The sequence below is a fragment of the Nitrosomonas sp. genome (assembly GCF_022842015.1).
Lineage (GTDB): Bacteria > Pseudomonadota > Gammaproteobacteria > Burkholderiales > Nitrosomonadaceae > Nitrosomonas.
This window is the reverse complement of the sequence record NZ_JALHQJ010000003.1, coordinates 49,752-69,501: the sequence shown is the minus strand read 5'-3', so window position 1 is coordinate 69,501 and position 19,750 is coordinate 49,752. Positions and strand designations below refer to the sequence as shown.

The 19,750-nt window shown below is 45.9% G+C and carries 17 protein-coding genes; 9 read left to right on the top strand and 8 right to left on the bottom strand.

Going from position 1 to position 19,750, the window contains the following annotated elements:
- Nucleotides 1-106: 106 nt before the first annotated feature.
- Nucleotides 107-3,043, bottom strand: coding sequence for an aconitate hydratase (locus Q0C11_RS01185; RefSeq protein ID WP_293005011.1), 2,937 nt, complete (start codon nt 3,041-3,043; stop codon nt 107-109).
- Nucleotides 3,044-3,342: 299 nt separating this feature from the next.
- Here Q0C11_RS01185 and Q0C11_RS01180 point away from each other — a divergent pair, with 299 nt between their 5' ends.
- The 3 genes from Q0C11_RS01180 to nudB all read left to right on the top strand — a co-directional run bounded on the left by Q0C11_RS01180 (nt 3,343) and on the right by nudB (nt 6,000).
- Complete coding sequence (locus tag Q0C11_RS01180) at nt 3,343-3,666, top strand: zinc ribbon domain-containing protein (protein WP_293005010.1); 324 nt, start codon at nt 3,343-3,345, stop codon at nt 3,664-3,666.
- Nucleotides 3,667-3,745: 79 nt separating this feature from the next.
- Nucleotides 3,746-5,533, top strand: coding sequence for an aspartate--tRNA ligase (gene aspS, locus Q0C11_RS01175; protein ID WP_293005009.1), 1,788 nt, complete (start codon nt 3,746-3,748; stop codon nt 5,531-5,533).
- Between the two features lie 11 nt (nt 5,534-5,544).
- Entirely contained in the window at nt 5,545-6,000 is a 456-nt protein-coding gene (gene nudB / locus Q0C11_RS01170) for a dihydroneopterin triphosphate diphosphatase (protein WP_293005008.1), read from the top strand.
- Between the two features lie 139 nt (nt 6,001-6,139).
- Here nudB and Q0C11_RS01165 read toward each other — a convergent pair whose 3' ends face one another.
- Nucleotides 6,140-7,105, bottom strand: a complete 966-nt coding sequence (locus tag Q0C11_RS01165; protein WP_293005006.1) for a cadmium-containing carbonic anhydrase — start codon at nt 7,103-7,105, stop codon at nt 6,140-6,142.
- 481 nt (nt 7,106-7,586) lie between these two features.
- On the opposite strand from Q0C11_RS01165, the gene Q0C11_RS01160 reads away from it, so the two are divergent.
- Nucleotides 7,587-7,802, top strand: coding sequence for a C4-dicarboxylate ABC transporter (locus Q0C11_RS01160; protein WP_293005005.1), 216 nt, complete (start codon nt 7,587-7,589; stop codon nt 7,800-7,802).
- 468 nt (nt 7,803-8,270) lie between these two features.
- Here Q0C11_RS01160 and Q0C11_RS01155 read toward each other — a convergent pair whose 3' ends face one another.
- Nucleotides 8,271-8,498, bottom strand: a complete 228-nt coding sequence (locus Q0C11_RS01155) for a hypothetical protein (RefSeq protein WP_293005003.1) — start codon at nt 8,496-8,498, stop codon at nt 8,271-8,273.
- A gap of 349 nt (nt 8,499-8,847) precedes the next feature.
- Here Q0C11_RS01155 and Q0C11_RS01150 point away from each other — a divergent pair, with 349 nt between their 5' ends.
- Nucleotides 8,848-10,869 (top strand): CopD family protein, encoded by a 2,022-nt coding sequence (locus Q0C11_RS01150; protein ID WP_293005002.1) that lies wholly within the window; start codon nt 8,848-8,850, stop codon nt 10,867-10,869.
- 21 nt (nt 10,870-10,890) lie between these two features.
- Entirely contained in the window at nt 10,891-11,484 is a 594-nt protein-coding gene (locus Q0C11_RS01145) for a hypothetical protein (RefSeq protein WP_293005000.1), read from the top strand.
- Between the two features lie 226 nt (nt 11,485-11,710).
- Here Q0C11_RS01145 and Q0C11_RS01140 read toward each other — a convergent pair whose 3' ends face one another.
- From Q0C11_RS01140 to Q0C11_RS01120, 5 genes are all read right to left on the bottom strand, one after another.
- Entirely contained in the window at nt 11,711-13,645 is a 1,935-nt protein-coding gene (locus Q0C11_RS01140; protein WP_293004998.1) for a GGDEF domain-containing protein, read from the bottom strand.
- A 292-nt stretch (nt 13,646-13,937) separates the two neighbouring features.
- Complete coding sequence (locus Q0C11_RS01135) at nt 13,938-14,888, bottom strand: radical SAM protein (protein WP_293004996.1); 951 nt, start codon at nt 14,886-14,888, stop codon at nt 13,938-13,940.
- Nucleotides 14,889-14,890: 2 nt separating this feature from the next.
- Complete coding sequence (locus Q0C11_RS01130; RefSeq protein ID WP_293004995.1) at nt 14,891-15,937, bottom strand: methyltransferase domain-containing protein; 1,047 nt, start codon at nt 15,935-15,937, stop codon at nt 14,891-14,893.
- A 40-nt stretch (nt 15,938-15,977) separates the two neighbouring features.
- Entirely contained in the window at nt 15,978-16,667 is a 690-nt protein-coding gene (locus Q0C11_RS01125) for a TIGR04283 family arsenosugar biosynthesis glycosyltransferase (RefSeq protein WP_293004993.1), read from the bottom strand.
- Nucleotides 16,660-17,286: a DUF2064 domain-containing protein gene (locus Q0C11_RS01120; protein WP_293004991.1), complete on the bottom strand. Its 627-nt coding sequence runs from the start codon at nt 17,284-17,286 to the stop codon at nt 16,660-16,662. The genes Q0C11_RS01125 and Q0C11_RS01120 overlap by 8 nt, the downstream gene beginning before the upstream one ends.
- A 309-nt stretch (nt 17,287-17,595) precedes the next feature.
- On the opposite strand from Q0C11_RS01120, the gene Q0C11_RS01115 reads away from it, so the two are divergent.
- The 3 genes from Q0C11_RS01115 to Q0C11_RS01105 all read left to right on the top strand — a co-directional run bounded on the left by Q0C11_RS01115 (nt 17,596) and on the right by Q0C11_RS01105 (nt 19,705).
- Entirely contained in the window at nt 17,596-18,141 is a 546-nt protein-coding gene (locus Q0C11_RS01115; RefSeq protein WP_293004989.1) for a CHRD domain-containing protein, read from the top strand.
- 316 nt (nt 18,142-18,457) lie between these two features.
- Nucleotides 18,458-18,832 carry a thiol-disulfide oxidoreductase DCC family protein gene (locus Q0C11_RS01110; RefSeq protein ID WP_293004987.1) on the top strand — a complete coding sequence of 125 codons (375 nt, stop codon included), beginning with the start codon at nt 18,458-18,460 and terminating at the stop codon, nt 18,830-18,832.
- A complete protein-coding gene (locus Q0C11_RS01105; protein WP_293004985.1) occupies nt 18,833-19,705 on the top strand; it encodes an alpha/beta hydrolase in 873 nt (290 codons plus the stop codon).
- Nucleotides 19,706-19,750 lie beyond the last annotated feature (45 nt).

The window sequence follows — 19,750 nt, the reverse complement described above, 5'->3', positions numbered from 1 at the left end:
AACTTTCATTGAAATTCATTTGCTTAATGATTTTGATGGATTTAATTGCCATACTAATGAAGCTGGCGGAGGTGCTCAATCCGAGAAATTTCGCTAATCCTTTCGTTTAAGATTGACTCATCAAATCTCTGAGAACATAAGGCAAGATGCCGCCATGCTTGTAATAATCGATTTCAATTGCAGTATCGATACGGCATAGTAATTGCACCGATTGGCTGCTACCGTCTTTCTTGTGTATCACCAACGTAACATCTTTTTGTGGCTGAATATCATTCAGACCTGAAATATCGAATTGTTCATCACCTTTTATTCCAAGTGTTTCAACGCTGTCATCTTCCTTGAATTGCAGTGGCAGGACACCCATGCCGATCAGGTTGCTGCGGTGAATGCGTTCAAAACTGGCGGCGATCACCGCTTTGACGCCCAGAAGTTGTGTACCTTTGGCGGCCCAGTCGCGGCTTGAGCCAGTACCGTATTCTTTGCCGCCGAAAACAACGGTGGGAATGCCTTGTGTGCGATATTTCATTGCGGCATCATAAATGCTCATTTGCTCAGGTACAGCGCCGTTTGTATTCTGATAGAGCGTGACGCCACCTTCACTGCCGGGGATCATTAGGTTCCGGATGCGTACATTGGCAAAAGTGCCGCGCATCATTACTTCGTGGTTACCGCGGCGGGCACCATAGCTATTAAAGTTTGCCTTAGTGACATCGTGTTCCAGTAAATACTGGCCAGCAGGAGAACTATCTTTGATTGAACCAGCTGGGCTGATATGATCGGTGGTCACGGAATTGCCGAATACGCCCAGTGCAAAGGCATTCTTGATATCGTTGCTGTCATTGGAGGCTGTTGTTTGCAGCGAAAAATTTTCAAAGAAAGGCGGTTCGGCAATGTAAGTGGATTGTGGCCAGTTGTAGGTTTGTCCTGTGATGGTGGTGACGTTATTCCACAGGTCATGGTTTTTGGTGAGGTTGCTGTAGAGTTGCCGGAAAGTATCCGCGTTCGTGGCAAATTTCATCAGCGCATGAATTTCCTCACTGCTGGGCCAGATATCTTTAAGCCAAACCGGTTGATTATTTTTTCCGATGCCGATTGGTTCGGTAGTAATATCTTTCAGCATCGAGCCCGCGATGGCGTAAGCAACTACGAGCGGTGGAGATGCTAAAAAATTGGCGTGGATATTTGAGTGAATGCGTGCCTCGAAATTACGATTTCCCGATAGCACCGCAGCACAAACCAGATCATTCTTCACAATTGTTTCTTCAATCGGTTCTGCCAAAGGCCCGGAATTGCCGATACAGGTGGTGCAGCCATAGCCGACCAGATTAAATCCCAATTGCTCCAGATAAGGCAGCAATCCGGTAACGGTCAGATAATCGGTAACCACGCGTGAACCGGGCGCGAGCGAGGTTTTAATATGGCGCTTGACAGACAATCCTTTTTCGACGGCATTCTTGGCCAGTAATCCGGCGGCGAGCAGCACGCTGGGGTTGGAGGTGTTAGTGCAGGACGTGATGGCGGCAATCAGGACATCGCCGTGACCTAATTCAATTGAGAAACCGTTCAATTTATGCGGAGATAATTCGATCGGATCGGGTGTTGGCCGGTTGCTGGTCATTTCGGCAACGTTGCGGGAGGTCATTCGCCGTTCGACAGGTGCCGTGTTGTGAGCTGTTGGTGCGTTATCCTCTCTTGCTACGTTACCGGGAACGGGTGACGACAACCGGCTATCATCTGGTTCACAGGCGTCGATATGTGTGCATACCTCGGGATCCTGAGCACGGCTGCTGCGTGTCAAGTAACGCTGATGGAGATCGTGATCTTGTTTGCCGTAGCCGCTTTCCTTAGCGGGTTTGTTGAAGAGTTCAGTAAACCTGGATTTGATCGCACTCAGTTCAATACGATCCTGCGGCCGTTTGGGGCCTGCCAGTGATGGTGTGACCGAGCTAAGATCAAGTGTCAGTTCGCTGGTATAGTCAATGTCGCCTTGGCGGGGGATGCCATACATCTGTTGTGCTTGGAAATAACTTTGGAATGCTTTGATTTCTTCTTCATTTCGTCCTGTGCCTTTGAAGTATTCGACGGTGACATCATCTACCGGAAAAAAACCCATCGTAGCGCCATATTCGGGTGCCATATTGGCAATGGTGGCACGGTCGGGCAATGTCAGCGAGGCAGTCCCTGTACCGAAAAATTCAACAAATTTTCCGACCACATTGGATTTGCGCAGCATTTCGGTGATTGTCAGCACCAAATCGGTTGCGGTAACGCCTTCGTGTAATTGGCCGATCAAATTCACGCCGACTACATCGGGTGTAAGAAAATAAACCGGTTGCCCTAGCATGCCAGCTTCTGCTTCAATGCCGCCGACACCCCAACCGACCACGCCGATTCCGTTGATCATAGTAGTATGCGAGTCGGTGCCGACCAAGGTATCTGGATAAATTAGCCCATTTTTTTGATGCACACCACGCGCAAGATATTCCAGATTGACCTGATGCACGATCCCGATTCCGGGCGGGATGACCTTGAAAGTGTCAAACGCCTGCATGCCCCACTTAATGAACTGATAGCGTTCGTTGTTGCGGGAAAACTCAATCTCCATGTTGTAATTCAGCGCATCTTTGTTGCCGTAATGATCGACCTGAATCGAATGATCCACAACCAGATCAACCGGTACCAATGGCTCGATTAGCTTAGGGTCTTTCCCCAGTTTGACTGCCGCGCTACGCATGGCGGCGAGATCTACCAACAATGGTACCCCGGTGAAATCTTGCAGTACAATGCGAGAAACAACAAACGGGATTTCATCTACCCTGGGGGCATCCGGTTTCCACTTCGCTAATTGACGGATATGTGCTTCGGTGATTTTTTTATTGTCATAATTGCGTAAAACAGACTCCAGAACAATACGAATCGAAATCGGCAGGCGAGAAATTTTCCCGGCACCGTTTTTTTCCAATGCCGGGAGTGAGTAATATTTTGCGCGATTTCCTTGGGGAAGGTTTAATTCATGCAGGCTGTTGAATAAATTGTGATTCATGGCAATGTTCCTGAAGATAAGCGCGACTGGACGGATAAATAAAAAATTCTGACCATAATATATAATTTTGATCCAATAAAGTCACGTATAGGCTGAATGTTTTCCCTATCTGTAGGTGTAAATGAAACATAATTCATCTCCATTATGATAATTCTCGCACAACGCTGAGTATTGACAACAATTGAGAAAATAGGATTGGTGGGTGTGAATTCTTGTTCTGTAGCGATTGCATGCTTAAAATAAAACAGGTTAAGGTATATAATCTGCGGTTTCTCAATTTTGAATTGTTGGAGGTCTCTATGCCTATTTATGAATATCTTTGCAATTCATGCGGTGCCGAGAAAGAACATTTGCAAAAGATTAGCGATGCACCCATTACAGCATGCCCTGTGTGTGGCAGTAATAACTATACAAAACTGATTTCTGCTGCAGGATTTCAATTGAAGGGAAGCGGTTGGTACGTCACTGATTTTAAGAACAAGACGAAACCATCAGATACTACCAAGCCTGCTGCAAAAGAAAATACCGAAAGCACGCCATCAGCAACGTCGGCACCCGCACCCGCAGATACGACCACGAAAAAAGAGAGCATTCCGACAACGACTGCCGCAGCTGCCGATTGATTGACCTGAGCGTCACCATATTGCGGCGATATAAACCCCGGAAATTATCAATCCCTTTACTTAGACCATTGAAAGAATTATGCGTACAAATTACTGTGGCGCCATTAATACCGAATACTTAGATAAAACAGTAACCCTTTTTGGTTGGGTACACCGACGCAGAGATCATGGCGGGGTGATATTTATTGATTTGCGTGATCGCGAAGGTTTGGTACAGGTTGTATGTGACCCCGATAACGTGGAAACATTTCAGGCGGCAGAAAAAATACGCAATGAATTTGTACTGAAAATTACCGGTAAGGTACGAAATAGACCTGAGGGAACGATTAATACGTCTTTGGTCAGCGGGGAAATCGAGATCCTGGTGGCGGCTATTGAGGTATTGAACACCTCATTGACACCGCCCTTTTTGATGGATGACGACAATATCAGTGAAATTGTGCGGCTGGAGCATCGCTATCTGGATCTCCGGCGCCCGGCGATGCAATCGAATCTTCGTTTACGGCATAAGGTTGCTATGGCGGTTCGCGTATTTCTGGATCAACATGGATTTTTAGATATTGAGACACCGATGTTGACTAAATCTACGCCCGAAGGTGCGCGGGATTATCTGGTGCCGTCACGGGTGAACGCCGGTCATTTTTTTGCCTTGCCGCAATCACCGCAATTATTCAAACAACTGTTGATGGTATCTGGTTTTGATCGTTATTATCAGATTACCCGTTGTTTCCGTGATGAAGATTTGCGTGCGGACCGGCAGCCTGAATTTACCCAGATCGATATAGAAACTTCATTTCTGTCAGAGCATGAAATCATGTCTTTGATGGAAGAGATGATGCGCGGACTATTCAAGAATGTGAGTAATGTGGATTTGCCCAACCCATTTCCACGGCTGACTTACGCCGAAGTGATGTTCAAATATGGTTCGGATAAACCAGATTTGCGCATTTCACTAGAGTTTACTGAGTTAACCGACATCATGAGAGAAGTTCCTTTCAAGGTGTTCCGTGAGGCCGCGGAAAAAACGGATGGACGGGTAGCGGCTTTGCGGGTGCCTAAAGGTGGTGAATTATCGCGCAAGGAAATTGATGATTATACGGCGTTTGTTGCAATTTATGGCGCTAAGGGTTTGGCGTATATTAAGATTAATCGTCTCTCCGATGGTGTGGAAGGACTGCAATCACCGATTCTGAAATTCCTGCCGGAAGATACAATCAAAACCATTCTTGTTCGCACTAAGGCCCAAGATGGCGATTTGATTTTTTTCGGTGCGGACAAAGCCAAAATTGTCAATGAATCTTTGGGCGCATTACGCATTAAGGTTGGTCATCAGCACGGCCATGCTGAACCCGGGTGGAAGCCGCTATGGGTGGTTGATTTTCCGATGTTTGAACGCGACGAAGAAGATAATCGCTGGCAGGCATTGCATCATCCTTTCACGTCACCGGCTGATGGACATGAGGATTTACTCGAAAACGATCCCGGTCAGGCGCTTTCCAAAGCCTACGATATGGTTCTGAATGGTTCGGAGATTGGCGGTGGCTCAGTGCGGATTCATCGCCAAGATATCCAGTCCAAGGTGTTTCGTGCTTTAAATATTTCCGAACAAGAAGCACAAGAAAAATTTGGCTTTTTGTTAGAAGCGCTTCAATATGGTGCTCCACCGCATGGTGGCATCGCGTTTGGATTGGATCGTATTCTGGCCATGATGACCGGCTCAGAATCAATTCGCGATGTCATTGCCTTTCCTAAAACCCAACGTGCGCAGTGCCTATTGACTCATGCGCCCAGCACTGTCGATGAAAAGCAACTAAGAGAACTCAATATTCGCTTGCGTCAAGTTGAAACTAAATCAAGTAATGGGTAGCTGTTGCTTTAATGTATAAGATTCCGGTTTCTGTTCTGGTTATTATTCATACAGTTGATTTGCAAGTATTATTATTAGAGCGCGCGGATCATCCGGGTTTCTGGCAGTCGGTTACAGGCAGCCAGGATCCTGGCGAAACATTAGTCCAGACTGCAATTCGGGAAGTATCCGAGGAAACAGGGTTAAATCCCACTGGTTATGTTCTGACTAATTGGCAGATTGAGAATTGCTACGAAATTTATCAAGAATGGCGCTGGCGTTATGGGCCGGATGTAAGATTCAATACTGAACATGTATTCGGTTTGTGTTTGCCGGACATAATGCCGATTATGATCGCTGCCAGGGAGCATTTAAATTATATTTGGCTACCATGGCAGCAAGCGGCCGAGAAAGTTTTTTCAAGCAGTAATGCCGAGGCTATTCTTAAATTGCCAGTGCGAGCGCAATTTGCTCAAGTCGACACCTAATCTGCAATAGTGTATAGATTTTGATCGGATAATAAGGCGCAAAGTACGGACGTATCAACTTGAACATCCCGTGGCTTTGCCACGGGATGTTGTTTATCTTGAGATAGAATTTCGTCTGGATAAAGTCTTAATATGCAGGTTATGCGATTGGGATAATGGGCAAAGAGCCATGGCCCAGCACGGAAGCGGTGGCTACATTTTGCAAGGTGATTGCTTTGGCGATGCGTTGTTCGTCTGCTTCATTATCGGTTGAATTGATATCTTTTGCCGCATTGCCAAATGTCCACGCGTCAACTACAAACATGTCGTATTGCGGTCCATACTTCGAACGAATTGCAGAGCGATCCACAGTTGTGCCAACGCGCGTATTTAATGCAATACCTAATTCATTGTGCTGTCCTACTAATTCTTCATAATCAGCACCGCTATCCTGAGCTGCTTGTACTACAGATGCTCTGTTTTCCGCAAAGAAACCCGCTTGATTTAAACGATTCTTGGCCTGTTGAACAATCGAATCTTTTTCTGATTCGGTTATATTAATACCCAGCTGATTTGTCAGTGAAGCAAGATCATTGATGTGTTCTGTAATATGTTGATATATCGTCGGCGCTTTGGAACATGCACCGCAGCCGCAGTCACTATGATCATCTCCATGCACCCCAGCTTGGTGTCCCTTTTCTTTAAGCTTATTAATGGTTTGTGTGGTTAACTGTACTTCGTTGATGTCAGTGGCGGCTGAGTTGCTTCCGAGATCGCCACCGTACACTATGCTTAATGTGCCTCCGGCTGCACAAGGAGCGCTTTTACGATAACCGTTTTTATTGGTACGGCCATCAACACATATTTCTGGTATGGAGTTGTTTACCGGAACATTAAACAAGCCCGATGCAATGGCGTGATACATTTGATTTAAAACATTCTGATCAATATCATTGCGATTGCCTGGCCCAATGGAGCCTGTACCTAAATTGAATTGACTCAGAGTGATGTATTGAGTGTTGCCTGCAGCAGCGGCTGATGAAGTCGTATCCTGCGTGCTGATGCCTGAAGTTGATTCTTGACTGCCTGTAAAATGTTTTAACAGATTTTTTAAACTTTCAAACATTTTATATATCCTTTGTAGTAATTGGTCAGTTGATCATAATTTCTATTTCATACTTGCCATATTCAAAGAAATGCGAGGAAAGGGCAAATCTCGCCAAAGCCACGTAACCAATATGTCATGTTTAGAGCAGGGTTAATTGACTTGACGTCGGAATTCTATCACTACTTTTTCAAGTAAGAGATAGTTATTCTTCAATTTTTGTATTGGGAGCAGTTTATTTGTAGTCTTTTCTGCTGATTCGCCAAGTTTATTGAGAAAAAGCATTTAAATGTTGCGGTGGTTCAAGGTGAATTTATAATTATCAAGCAAAAACAATAAGTTGATCTTTGCATGCCCTGTGGTCTTGCCACGGGTTTGTCAATTGCGCGGCGTTAGTGGTGTGAAATTAATGTGAATAAAATGTAAATATTTTGTGAAGTATGTCGTCATAAGTAAAGCATTAAGGCATAGAATTTTTTATTTATTTATATTGGAGATACTTATGAAAACAAATAAAATTTTTACAATTTTGACACTATTTGTCATTGGAACTATTTTTGGTATGCTATCCATGTTTTATCCTCCAAGCACGCTAATTTTCTGGATTAGTTCAGATATCGCTCTTGGGGCGGGGGTTTATATCATTTACCTGATTATTGCTATGAATTACAGTCTATCTCAGGACGATAATCTAAATGAATTTCCTGGTTATTGCTAATTCACAATATTTTGACTATTTGCTCCAGTCAAAATGTCAAAATACTCCGGCTTGGCTGGAGTATCTTTCCTTGGTTTTTTGTAACAAACTAATTTTCACGAGTTTTTTAAACTCAAGTCAGCTCCTGACCTTGAAATATTTGATCCTGCTTGAAACTCCCATTCTTCATCTATAGAATCATAAAAGTCCGCATTACCAAGAACAAAAATATTTGGAGCAACTCGAGTATGCAGATACAAGTCGAAAAACGTCTAATCCTTCATTTAGCAATCGAACATAAATAGCAACATTCATAGTGACCTCAATATTTAAATTGGGAACCAGTAACATGAATGAACTCTTATCAAGAACTACAGATTGCACAGTCTCTGGATGGACATAGCAAGTTGCTTAATTTCCTTTATCAATACATTGCAAATTACCGCCATTTCCGAATTGCTGTGATGCAATATCAAACGCAGCACCCGCTCAGAGTTTGAAGATGATATTGTTTGACTGGTTGTTTAAGCGATTTCCTGCATCATAGTCAAAGCTGCGGTTATGTGCATGATTGTTACTCCACATCCGGCTTTTCGGTTCTCCAAACGGGTGATATGTGATGTTACTCATTAGCAGATCGTCGTTGACGCGAATCTCTATCGGGCAGCCATCGGCACCATAAGTGGCAGCTACTATTGTGCCGGAGGGATACGTCATTTAATCATAGCTAAAGCTTGCTCTGTCGGATTCATCGCTTATGCTGGTTAGGCGCCCAATGCCGTTAGTCTCGGTGTCATAACACCAAATGAGCGCAGCCACACCGGGTACACCGCTTACTGTGACGTGGGTGTGTTTGGTCGGTGTCGGTTTAAAGCATCCCAGGTGCAGGTATGCTTGATACCCTGCGCATCAGTAGGCTTGAATATCTCTCAACTCAAGGTAGAATGTTTTTATAATTTAATCTGAACCCAGAAAATCCAGAATTGCCTGCTGATCGAATTGTTATCTATTGCAATCTATTTCGCGGGTATTATCACAATAATAGAAATGGCTTTATCGTAAGAACATGATTGAAATCATTGCTGCATTTGCTCGGTGGTCGCAGTTGACTGCCAATTTAACTTTATTTGGAAGTTGTGTTTTTCTGTTTATTATTGGTCAGCAGAAAACATTATTTGAAGCTGCTTGGGTCACCCGGTTGGAAAGGTGTTTTCCATGGATGGCGGGTATTGTTTTGCTTGGATTGATTGGCATTCTGGCTATCACGACCGGTGAAGCAACGGGAGTCGTTGCTAACGTCTGGAGTCCACTCGCTTGGTTGGAAATCGTACAGAAAACACAGATTGGTTATGTTTGGGTGGCTCGCGCGGCCCTGGCAAGTATGCTATTGATGGCTATTCTTGTTCTTCGACGTGCAAAGCGAGAAAAATGGCATTATCTTTTATGGGCTATTGCTGCTTCCCTTCCGTTAATAGCGGGTACCCTAATGAGTCATTCCAGCGCGGACGAGATGTCGTTTGCAGCTATTGCTCCGTATGCGGTTCATATATTGCTGGCAGGCGCATGGTTTGGAGCATTACCGGCTGTTCTGCTTGTTTTATACAGTAGCCATAGTGAATCCGGTAAAGGAATGGTTTTGGTGACGGCAAGTTATCTTAAAAAATTCTCAGTTGTTGCAGCGCCTGTCATGCTGCTGCTGGCGGTGACCGGTTTGATTGTGACTGATCGCTTGGTTGAAACTTTTTATCATACCCTGGTTGCCAGTCCTTACGGCTGGTTATTAATCGCCAAGTTAAGTATTCTGGTGGTCATTTTGGTGATTGCATATCAAGCACGTTACCGGTGGCTTCCTAGATTGTCTGAGGATGGTATTGAACAGGACGATCGCAGTACTAAACATCTAAGGCAGTGGGTCGGTATTGAGTTCTTTTTAGCAGTGTTGCTGGTACTGCTTGCAACCATTCTGGCCAATACGCTGCCTGCCAAGCATACGATGATTGAGAATTGGCCTTATCCGTTCCGTTTCTCGATCAATGCAACTTGGGATGAGCCGTATGTGCAGGAAATGGTGTGGTTCGGAATTGTGTTGTTTCTCATCGCATTGAGTACTATCTGGCTGGGTAAAAAGAATCACTGGAACCGGATGGCGAAGATTTTAGTGCCTGGTTTTCTGGGAATTAGTTCGATGGCGATTGCTTTGCCGCCTTTGGCAATTGAAGCCTATCCTGAGACTTATCTGAAACCGACAATCCCTTTTGATGCGATCTCCATTGTTAATGGTTCCAGGTTGTTTGCAGAAAACTGCATCAACTGTCATGGACCGCAAGGCAAGGGTACTCAGCCCGTCGCCGATCCCGACGTGCGCGATCCTACTGATCTGTTGACGCAACAACATACGGCACAATATACCGTAGGTAACGTTTTTCATCTGTTATCGCACGGTATCCCGGGAACTCAGATGCCGGGTTATGCCGCGACTTTGTCTGAAGATGATCGCTGGGATTTGATCAATTTTCTTCATGCACTGTCGCGTGGTTTTGATGCACGCTTGTTGGGGAGTATGATTTTGCCTGAGATGCCTGTCATCGCATCGCCGGTATTTAATTATGCAGCGAATGATGGTTCCAGTGGCAATTTAAAAGATTTTCGTTTGCAAAAGAATGTATTGCTGGTGTTATTTTCCTGGCCTCAATCTAAAGAACGCTTTTTTCAATTGGCTGCTGCATATGACAGAATCAAGGCGCTAAATACCGAGGTTCTGGCGATTCCAATTCGTGCACTGAGTCAATCGGAGTTAGAGCAGGTTTCTGAAATTGCTAATTTCCCTGTAGTAATAGAGGGTTGGTCGGAGATCAAGGACAGTTATTGGCTCTATCGCCGAGTTAGAACAGTTCCCGATTTATCGGGTAAAGGAATGTTTCCTGGACACATGGAATTTATTACCGATCGTTTTGGTTACTTGCGCGCGCGATGGGTGGGTCAATTCGAAGGATTTGGTTGGCAAAATTTCGATGCTCTGACACTGCAGTTGAGGCAACTTAATGAAGAAGATGAAATCATGCCGCCACCCGGTGAACATGCGCATTAAAGTTTTTACAAGGAGATTGAGATGAACAATATGAAATGGAAAAAATTATGCCAGGGTAGTCTTACTCGGAAGTTCATGTTGTTTTGGATTGTCGGGTTACTAAGTATTGCTGCATCGCATGGATGGGCGGGCAATTCGGAAAGTCAAACATTGAAAACGGTTGAAATCGAGGGTATTTCAATTAATACACCACTAGAAATGATTGCGGATATTCTACAAGCGCGGGATTACATACAGATCAAGGAGTCTTTGTATACAAAACAGGAATATGCGGATAAAGGGCGGAGTACTATTTCTCGTGTGGAAATCGATGATAATCCAGCTTTTCGTCAAATCACCTATTATCGCGGCATGAGCGGTGGGCGGAACAAAAGTCCCACATCGCGTGATGCACCGATTCCTGATTCCGATATCGGCATGGCACAACAGCTTTATCATTTAGTCTGTATGGATATTGCAGAAGAACTGCAAAATGCAAGAGCGTGCGATCCTCTCACTGCGACCGATATTAGGTTTGGACGTGGACAGTGGATTCAAATCGACGATCACTTTTCTGCCATATTGACTGCATCGGATACCAATGCAACCATTGGGATAAGATTTGCAAGAAATTGATATGAAACAAGAATGCTGCTAAGTGAACTGTATCTGAGCGATAATAGAGCAATAAAGAAGTCAGCGACGCTATGCAAGTGCTATCGATTTCCATTTGAAATCATACAATAAGAGGTTCTTTGCGTCTTGGAAAAAGTAACATCAGACTTTAAAGTCTGTAATTCAATAGTCGTGCCCAAATTTACTCAACTTGACAATACCTTATGGACAAATATGCACCGTATCCTTACACTGGCACCCGCACCCATTCGCTTTCCCAATTGCTGAATTCCTCTGCTGGCATCGGCATGCTGATCAGATAACCTTGCGCCACATCGCATTCCAATGTTGCCAGGAGATCCCACACAGCTTGGCTATCCACTCCTTCCGCCACCACTTCCAAATCCAGATTATGTCCAAGTTCAATGGTCGAATGCACAATCACAGCTGAATCATTATTTGCTTCCATGGGCATGACAAACGACTGATCAATCTTGATTGAGTCTACAGGCAGTTTTTGCAAATAACTCAAGCTCGAATATCCCGTGCCAAAGTCGTCAATGAATAATCGGGTCCCGAGTTTCTTGAGCTTGGTTAATGTCTCTAATGCGATTGATGGCTCTTCCATTAAGGTGCTCTCGGTCAATTCAAATTGAATCAGCTCCGGACTAATATGCCAAGTGGAAAACAAACCTTTGATACGGTCAATGAGCATAGGATCATACAAATCATGCGCGGACAAATTTACCGATAAGGCCTGCTCCAACCCTATCTCGTGCCAGGCATAGCTTTGACTAAAAACTGCGTCGAGCATCCAATGCGTTAGAGGAGTAATTAAACCGGCATTTTCAGCGAGCTTGATGAATTCCGTGGTTGCAAGCATGCCGTGCACAGGGTGCTGCCAGCGCACCAAAGCCTCTGCTCCACACACCCGTCGCGACACAATGTCGACCTTGGGCTGGCAATAGAGCAATAACTCTTTTCGTTCAATCGCTTGACGAAAATCCCCCATCAAGGAAAGACGTCGGGTACATTCTTGTTCCTGTCCTCCTGTATATATGGCGTAGCCGCCTCGAGCAGGACAGACATCATTTGTAGCCGCATTGGCACGCCGCAACAAGATATCCGCTTCGATGGCGTGAACTGGATAGAGGGCAATGCCTATGCTGACGCGCGGATCGACCATTAGACCCGCCACTTCCACGGAGTCGTGCAAGACATTAGCCAGCCGCTGTGCAGCTTGAATAGCATCATCAGATCCTCCGCTGGGCAAGAGCAAAGCAAACTCGCCTTCTCCGACTCGCGCCAGAAAATCACCAGTTTCCAGGCTGCGCTTCAGACGCTGAGCCAGTTTTTGCAGCAATTGATCTCCCGAACCATAACCCAGGATTTGATTGACGCCACGTAGCCGGACAATACTCATATGCAAGAGAGCAAGAGGGTGGTGGTTACGTTTTGCAGTTTGAATGGCATCTTGCAAGCGCTCAAGCATGAAGGTGCGGTTGGGTAATTCAGTCAAGGAATCATAATAAGCCAGACGTGCAATGGTAGCTTGGGCTGTCTGATGCTCAATGCGTATGCGCAGATTGGCGATGCCATAAGCCAGGTCATCGGCCAATTCGCTGAGTAATTTGACTTCTTCTTCATCGAACGCATCAGGTTCGATCGCACCCATAACCAAGGCACCAAGCACTTGCTCATTAACGCGCAAGGGAAAAGCGGTAACTGTAGCATATCCGACCTTGATTGCATTTTCGCGAAGGGGAGCATAAGCGGGGACAGCGTAGACAGGATCAGTGAGGATGCTCCTGCCCACACAGGGCTGGCCTGTGCGAATCGCAGTAGCTGTAGCGGAGAGTCCCATTTCTGTGTCGGCCCAAGTGTATTGTGACGCCTCCACAAATTCTTTATCTACTCCAATACTTGCCATCCAGTGAAGACTCTTTTCTTTGTTGTGTTCGGCATATGCGACGCCAGCCATGCGATAACCACCCTTTTCCACGATAACTTGGCACATGTCATGCAGCAATTCTTGCTCGTCTGAGGCATGCAATAAAGTATGATTGCCGGCGCTCAAAGTTCTGAGAGCACAAGTGACGCGCTCGATTATCGTTAGTAGTTGTTCATTCTTTGTCACTGAATTATGACTTACTTTATTGGTTTCTTTGGTAGAGTATGCCATAGTCTGTCACCTCTAGATTGTAATAGCTTCATTATAGTCGGCAGATTCGTTTCTGGCTGGAGTCAATCTTACAGTGGGATATGCTGATCTTTAGTCATCAGTTTGTATCAGTATGATGCCAGGCCATTTTCAGGCACTGCCATATTGAACGCACTCAAACGCCATGATGATTGATACCTTCTGATATCCACTGACTCATTTCCTAGGCACTTGATGTTATTCTCATTGCGGCATTGAAAACACTGCAGGTCAAAACTAAAAAACAATCCAAACAATCAATGATATTTGATCATTATCGCTTCATTTCGCTGCACGAGGCACCAAACTGAAAACAACTGTAACAACGATGGTGTTTCATACTCACCGGCTCTTGCAGACTCTCAGTTAGAGTTCGCCCTAATACATAATCGGGATCGTCATCGACCAGTGTGCACGCATAAACCTTGCATTCACCGGCATTCTTAACCACCATACGGCTAAAAGCGCACATGAATTCACGCCGGGTCGATTCGGTTTGATAATCCACCATACAACTTTGTGTAATCTGGGGTGCAGGAACGGTACTATTAGGCGGATAAAATTCAGGAAACTCAATCCGCGGTAAATTTTCTGGTAAACCTGCGCCGCGAAAAACCTCCGCGAAGCACTTAGATACTTTACTTGCCGATAAATCAGCAATTTTCTGATTTGCCACGGATACACTGAATCCCAACTCATTCAAAGCACATAAACCATCCAGCGCCATCGAAAACATCCCTTCACCACGGGCTCGATCATGCTCATCCGCCAGGAAATGATCTAGGCTAACCCGGAAATGCACAGCATGGGGACGTTCACGCACTGACTCCAATTGCGACAAACGCTTGATCAGTGGTTCCGTGGCGTTAGTCAGCACCATGCAGGGACGATGCTGCAATGCATAATCGAGAATATGCACTATGTCTTTATTAACAAAAGGCTCCCCACCGGTAAAAGAAAATTGCTTAACTCCCAGAACCATCGCTTCGTCGATGTATGGTTTAGCATCATCGAAACGCATCAGTTGCAGACGATCATCACCAGGTTTTGATCCTTCCAGACAGAAGGGGCAAGCTAAATTACACGCGGTGCCGGTGTGAAACCATAATTCCTCCAAAGCATGCGAACGGATAAAACCATGCGGCTTGTCGTCGTGTGTGACATACCATGATTTGGAGCGACGAGTACGAGGCTTTTCAGATGTTGGTAAAACAGTGGCATTCATGTTCAACAGCATCCGTTGGTCTGTCCGCCAGTGGTTGCATCTGCAAACGGAATGCCCATGCCACAACCGGGAAAAATGCCGAAATGCTGACCAAAGTTACCATAAAAATCGAAGTGCTCTCTGAATCGCGTGTCATGCAGCATACGCCAGGTATTCCCACACACTGGAAACTGCCTGCCAGCTTCAATAAAATGATGCTTATCCAACCGAAATGCATGAGGATGATGAGGAATCGTGCCTCGATATACCACCGATTGTCCATGATCCTCACAAGCCAGCTCCAGGTCGTGCAATTTAAACAGCCGATAAGTTGCCGAATAAAAACGAATATTCCCCGTTTTGTCGGATAACTCAGAGTTGTTAATGCCAATTGGCCGGTCGTCGACCAAACGCGGATCGGCAAAACCATTCTTGCGCGCCAGTTGCAAAAAGTCATTCCAATACAGCGCGCCGCTTAAGCATTCGCCATACAGTACCGGATCATGCGTCAATTCCGCTGGAATACGCCGATCGCTGTAGACATCGGAGAAATACAATTCCCCTCCAGGTTTCAATGTACGGAAAGCTTCACGCAATACCGCCGCCTTATCTGACGCCAGATTAATGACGCAATTCGATACGATTAAATCCACGCTGGCATCCGCCAATTCAAGCTCGTGCAACCGTTCGATATAGCCGTGCAGAAAGCGCACATTGCTGCGTTTGTAGCCGAAGGCTTGCTGGTGGTATTTTTCATGCTGACGGGCAACTGCCAGTTGCTCCTCAGTCATATCCACGCCGATAATTTGTCCTTTCTCCCCGACTAATTGCGATAGCACATACACATCTCTCCCCGCACCGCACCCTAGATCCAGAATGGCTAGTCCCTCCAGTAATTCAGGCAAAACCAAACCGCAGCCGTAATAACGTGCTCGCACTTCCGCATGCACTCGACTCAGCAGCGGCTTGATAAAATGCGGTAGTCCTGTGTCTGTGCAACACGCATCGGTCAATAAATCCTGAGTTCCCGTAAGGGTTTCACCATAATATTTTTGCACAATCTCTTGCATGATATTCCTTCACATAGGATGATTTGCATTATTATGTCATTTACGAGCCAATTTTAGAATGGTATTTTTCAGCGAGTTCCTGTGGCGTAACGCCACGCATAAAATTCCAGGCCAATTTGCGATTATACCAAGTACGCCGCCACCAACCATCACGCCGCCAACGACGCGTATCGACAAAAACAGGTTCGGATAGTGCTAAAAATTTACCACAACGGCGAGCGGATTGCACTAAAGGCACTTCCTCAAACAGCGGCCACGGCGCATGCCCGCCTATTTGTTGATAAACTAAGCGTTTGATAAAAATCCCTTGATCACCATAGGGAACACCGAAACGGCATCGCAGGGCTATCGCCGGTTCCAAAATAAAAGCTTGCCAAGCACGCGGCTTGGCAAAGCGGAAACGAAAATAACCACCAATTGCACCTCGTGCTAACGCACTTGATATCGCTGCCACCGGATCGGTGGAGAGTTGCGCATCCGCGTGTAGAAACCACAAAACGTCGCCTTTGGCCTGTATTGCGCCTTGACGCAATTGCTGCCCACGGCAAGGCTCACTCACCAACCGCTGTACCCCGAACTGTTTACAAATATCTAAGCAGCGGGTGCTATTGGCAGCATCAACGACAATGATTTCACACGGGTTATTCGGTAATTGCTGCAACTGCTCCGTTAAACGTGCTAAATTTTCATTATCATAATAGCAAGGGATAATGACACTACACTTAACCATAAGGTATTTTTGTAGATGAAGTGATCTTATCAACAAGCTCCAGCAATGCACGACGCGCGGGTCGTTTATCCTGTCGCAGCAAACCAGTCAACGCTAACAAATCTTTCAACTCATCGACATCACACCCTTGTTTTATCGTCATCACGGATTGTCCGGCATTGCGGCAAATATCCATCAAAGAGAGGCCTAAGCGATTGCTGCTCCACGGCAAGGCAGCCAAGTCCGGCCATGCACATCGATTAGCCATAAGCACGACACCACCATCGAGGGCTGGAATTAACACAACATCATGATATCGCAATGCAGCACAGGTCGCCTCGTAATCAACTGAGGTCAACCCCGGTGCGTCACTGCCGATAAATACCAATTGTTCCATGCCTTGCGCACGCAATGCCTGATCTAGCGCATTGAGCCGCTGTCCCAAATTGCCTGCCACCTGCGGCAAAGCGGTTGCCGGAAAATTCGTTGGCACTGGCAAGGCTTGCGCCCATTCCATATCTTCTTGATTGGCGGGCGCAATGATCACCGAACCAGGCCAATTACACGTGTCTTCCAGCGCACATGCCAACAAAGCATCAGCAATCTGCTGCGCCAATTCCATACCTAGACTTGCAGCCAATCTTTGTTTCCCTATGCCGAGAGCCGGTCGCTTACATAGTAAAACAAGAACAACGTTGCTCATGGAGTCATAACTTTAAATTAATAAACAGCCTCGTAGCGAGACCACGGGGAGTCACAAGTTTACTACTAAATAATAACTATTGCGGTTGGTGCTTGAATTCACCATACTATATTTGCGCCGAAGTGGGTTTGGCGTTGTTCTTCGCAAGCACAAGGATTCTTAATTTTGAACCTGAATGCCGCCTTGAGTTTTAAATTAGAAATATCACTATTTTACAAGGTGGTTATTCTATAAGGAGAATAAATCATGAATAAACTGTATATTAACCTGTTGTTATTAATAATTTTGTTTTTTGGACTGAGTTCTGTTTCTGCATATGCTGCAAATGAATTAAAATTTAAGGCAGGCTTAAGTGGCGCGCAAGAGGTTACCACTCCCGCAGGCGGAGTTGTTGCTGATACTACCGGCGCAATTGAAGTTGAATTTGATTCGGCGCTAACCAAAGCACAGTTTCGCCTTACTGTTCGTAACGGTTCTGGAATAACGCAGGCACACTTTCACTGCGCATCTGCGGGGGTGAACGGGCCAGTCGTGGCTTTTCTTTTCGGTCCTGTAGATCCGCCAGTGGATGTGGGCGAAGGTTCAGTTGAAGTTGCCTTGGATAACAGCGATATCGTATCGCCTGAAACACCTGAGGCTATTGAAGTATGCGGTGTGCCGCTCAATAATATTGCTTCTCTGGCTTTTGCAATGCGAGGCGGAAAAATCTACGCGAATGTGCATAGTACAGCTTTCCCTGCAGGTGTGATTCGGGGGCAGTTGCTAGAAGAAGAGGGTAGCAATGATGACTAAGGCTCAAGTCAGTGAAAAGGAAAGCCAGTTTATTATTATGATCTGATGACAAATAGATTGTAGGAATTAGGTAACAAATCGATATCTGAAGTCAGATCAAATGCCGTTGTGCTGGGTTTTTCTGCCCAGCACAACGCAATTACGTAAGACATAATAATCACACAATGAAGTACCCGTTGCAGACCTAAACATTTGGCACTCGCATTGTTTATTTTTGCCAGCCACATTGCTTGGGTCATTGCAATATAGAAGGGTGTGAGATGTAAGGCCTGATCTCGAAATCCTTGCTGTTTTGGTATCTAATCAAGGGGGATTAATGATGCGTGAAGGAAAAGAAAAGATCACCGTCTATTATGATGGCGCATGCCCTAGTTGTATTAAGGATCGAGAAAACTATGAAAAGCTGGCAGGAAAAAATGGGGAAGATGTATGCTGGTTTGATATCACTGGGCAAGACGAACATTTGCGTGACATCGGTATTGATCCTCGTCTGGCACTGACTCAGTTGCATGTTCGTGATGAACGCCGGGAGATAGTTTCCGAACTGGATGCTTACATTGTGTTGATGTCCCGGGTATTCTTGCTAAAACCGCTGGCTTGGTTCATCGGTCTGCCCGTGATTCGCCCATTGCTGTCGTCACTCTACCACTGGATGGTCAAGCGGCGTTTGGAAAAAAGCGGGCGTTTGTAGATGGATGAGAAACAATATTTCCAGGGTGAAGATAGCGTTGAACTCACATACCGGCGATGGACACCGGTACAAAGTGAACGGAATACGCCCATCGTACTGCTGCATGGTGCTGCAAGCAACTCTACGCGTTGGTGGCATTTCGTTAAGCATAGCCGCTTGACTAACGATCGGCTTGTGCTCCGTCCAGATCTGCGCGGACACGGAAAATCCATTTGGCGAGGAGCGGCACGTATCAAGGACTGGAGTCAAGATATTGCCAGCATGCTGGATCACGAGCAGCAGACGCAAGCTTTCGTTGTGGGCCATTGTTTGGGCGCCAACATTGCGCTTGGCTTCGCATCGCGCTTTCCCGATAGGTGTGCTGGATTGGTGCTCATCGAACCCATGGATCGAGAGGCGGTAACTGGCATCCTTGTCTGGCTGCGGCGGCTTTTGCCGGTACTGCATCTTGCTCTGGGATTGATTAAATTACTCAATCGCCTCGGACTTTATCGGCGCCAGCTCGAAACTCTGGACCTGCAGCTATTGGATCGTCGCCTTCATGAAGCCAGCCACGCGCAACTAAAAGAAATACTGACGGATTACGGTTCACCTTGGCTTGACATCAAGACGATGCCGACAGTCCAGTACCTCAGTAATCTCATTGAACTTATGCAACCCCTGCCGGTAACTGCTGTGCATTGCCCTTGCCTGGTGATTCAATCACGCGGGCGAAGCATCACCGATGTAAGGCGTACGCAAATTGCGCTTGCAACATTGCCACAAGTGGAGTTTGTTACCATTGACTCCGATCACTGGCTCCCAGCCACGCATCCTGATCATCTTCGCGAACTGATAGACACCTGGATTTTAACAAACCCTACCTCTAGCTAGGGATATCATTTTTCAAATCAGCATTTCTGTAAGCGACGGAGAGAA

What these genes read in the sequence shown, in the direction of transcription:
- Q0C11_RS01185 (WP_293005011.1), bottom strand. Translation starts at nt 3,043, where the DNA reads ATGAATCACAATTTATTCAACAGCCTGCATGAATTAAACCTTCCCCAA.
- Q0C11_RS01180 (WP_293005010.1), top strand. Translation starts at nt 3,343, where the DNA reads ATGCCTATTTATGAATATCTTTGCAATTCATGCGGTGCCGAGAAAGAA.
- aspS (WP_293005009.1), top strand. Translation starts at nt 3,746, where the DNA reads ATGCGTACAAATTACTGTGGCGCCATTAATACCGAATACTTAGATAAA.
- nudB (WP_293005008.1), top strand. Translation starts at nt 5,545, where the DNA reads ATGTATAAGATTCCGGTTTCTGTTCTGGTTATTATTCATACAGTTGAT.
- Q0C11_RS01165 (WP_293005006.1), bottom strand. Translation starts at nt 7,105, where the DNA reads ATGTTTGAAAGTTTAAAAAATCTGTTAAAACATTTTACAGGCAGTCAA.
- Q0C11_RS01160 (WP_293005005.1), top strand. Translation starts at nt 7,587, where the DNA reads ATGAAAACAAATAAAATTTTTACAATTTTGACACTATTTGTCATTGGA.
- Q0C11_RS01155 (WP_293005003.1), bottom strand. Translation starts at nt 8,498, where the DNA reads ATGACGTATCCCTCCGGCACAATAGTAGCTGCCACTTATGGTGCCGAT.
- Q0C11_RS01150 (WP_293005002.1), top strand. Translation starts at nt 8,848, where the DNA reads ATGATTGAAATCATTGCTGCATTTGCTCGGTGGTCGCAGTTGACTGCC.
- Q0C11_RS01145 (WP_293005000.1), top strand. Translation starts at nt 10,891, where the DNA reads ATGAACAATATGAAATGGAAAAAATTATGCCAGGGTAGTCTTACTCGG.
- Q0C11_RS01140 (WP_293004998.1), bottom strand. Translation starts at nt 13,645, where the DNA reads ATGGCATACTCTACCAAAGAAACCAATAAAGTAAGTCATAATTCAGTG.
- Q0C11_RS01135 (WP_293004996.1), bottom strand. Translation starts at nt 14,888, where the DNA reads ATGAATGCCACTGTTTTACCAACATCTGAAAAGCCTCGTACTCGTCGC.
- Q0C11_RS01130 (WP_293004995.1), bottom strand. Translation starts at nt 15,937, where the DNA reads ATGCAAGAGATTGTGCAAAAATATTATGGTGAAACCCTTACGGGAACT.
- Q0C11_RS01125 (WP_293004993.1), bottom strand. Translation starts at nt 16,667, where the DNA reads ATGGTTAAGTGTAGTGTCATTATCCCTTGCTATTATGATAATGAAAAT.
- Q0C11_RS01115 (WP_293004989.1), top strand. Translation starts at nt 17,596, where the DNA reads ATGAATAAACTGTATATTAACCTGTTGTTATTAATAATTTTGTTTTTT.
- Q0C11_RS01110 (WP_293004987.1), top strand. Translation starts at nt 18,458, where the DNA reads ATGATGCGTGAAGGAAAAGAAAAGATCACCGTCTATTATGATGGCGCA.
- Q0C11_RS01105 (WP_293004985.1), top strand. Translation starts at nt 18,833, where the DNA reads ATGGATGAGAAACAATATTTCCAGGGTGAAGATAGCGTTGAACTCACA.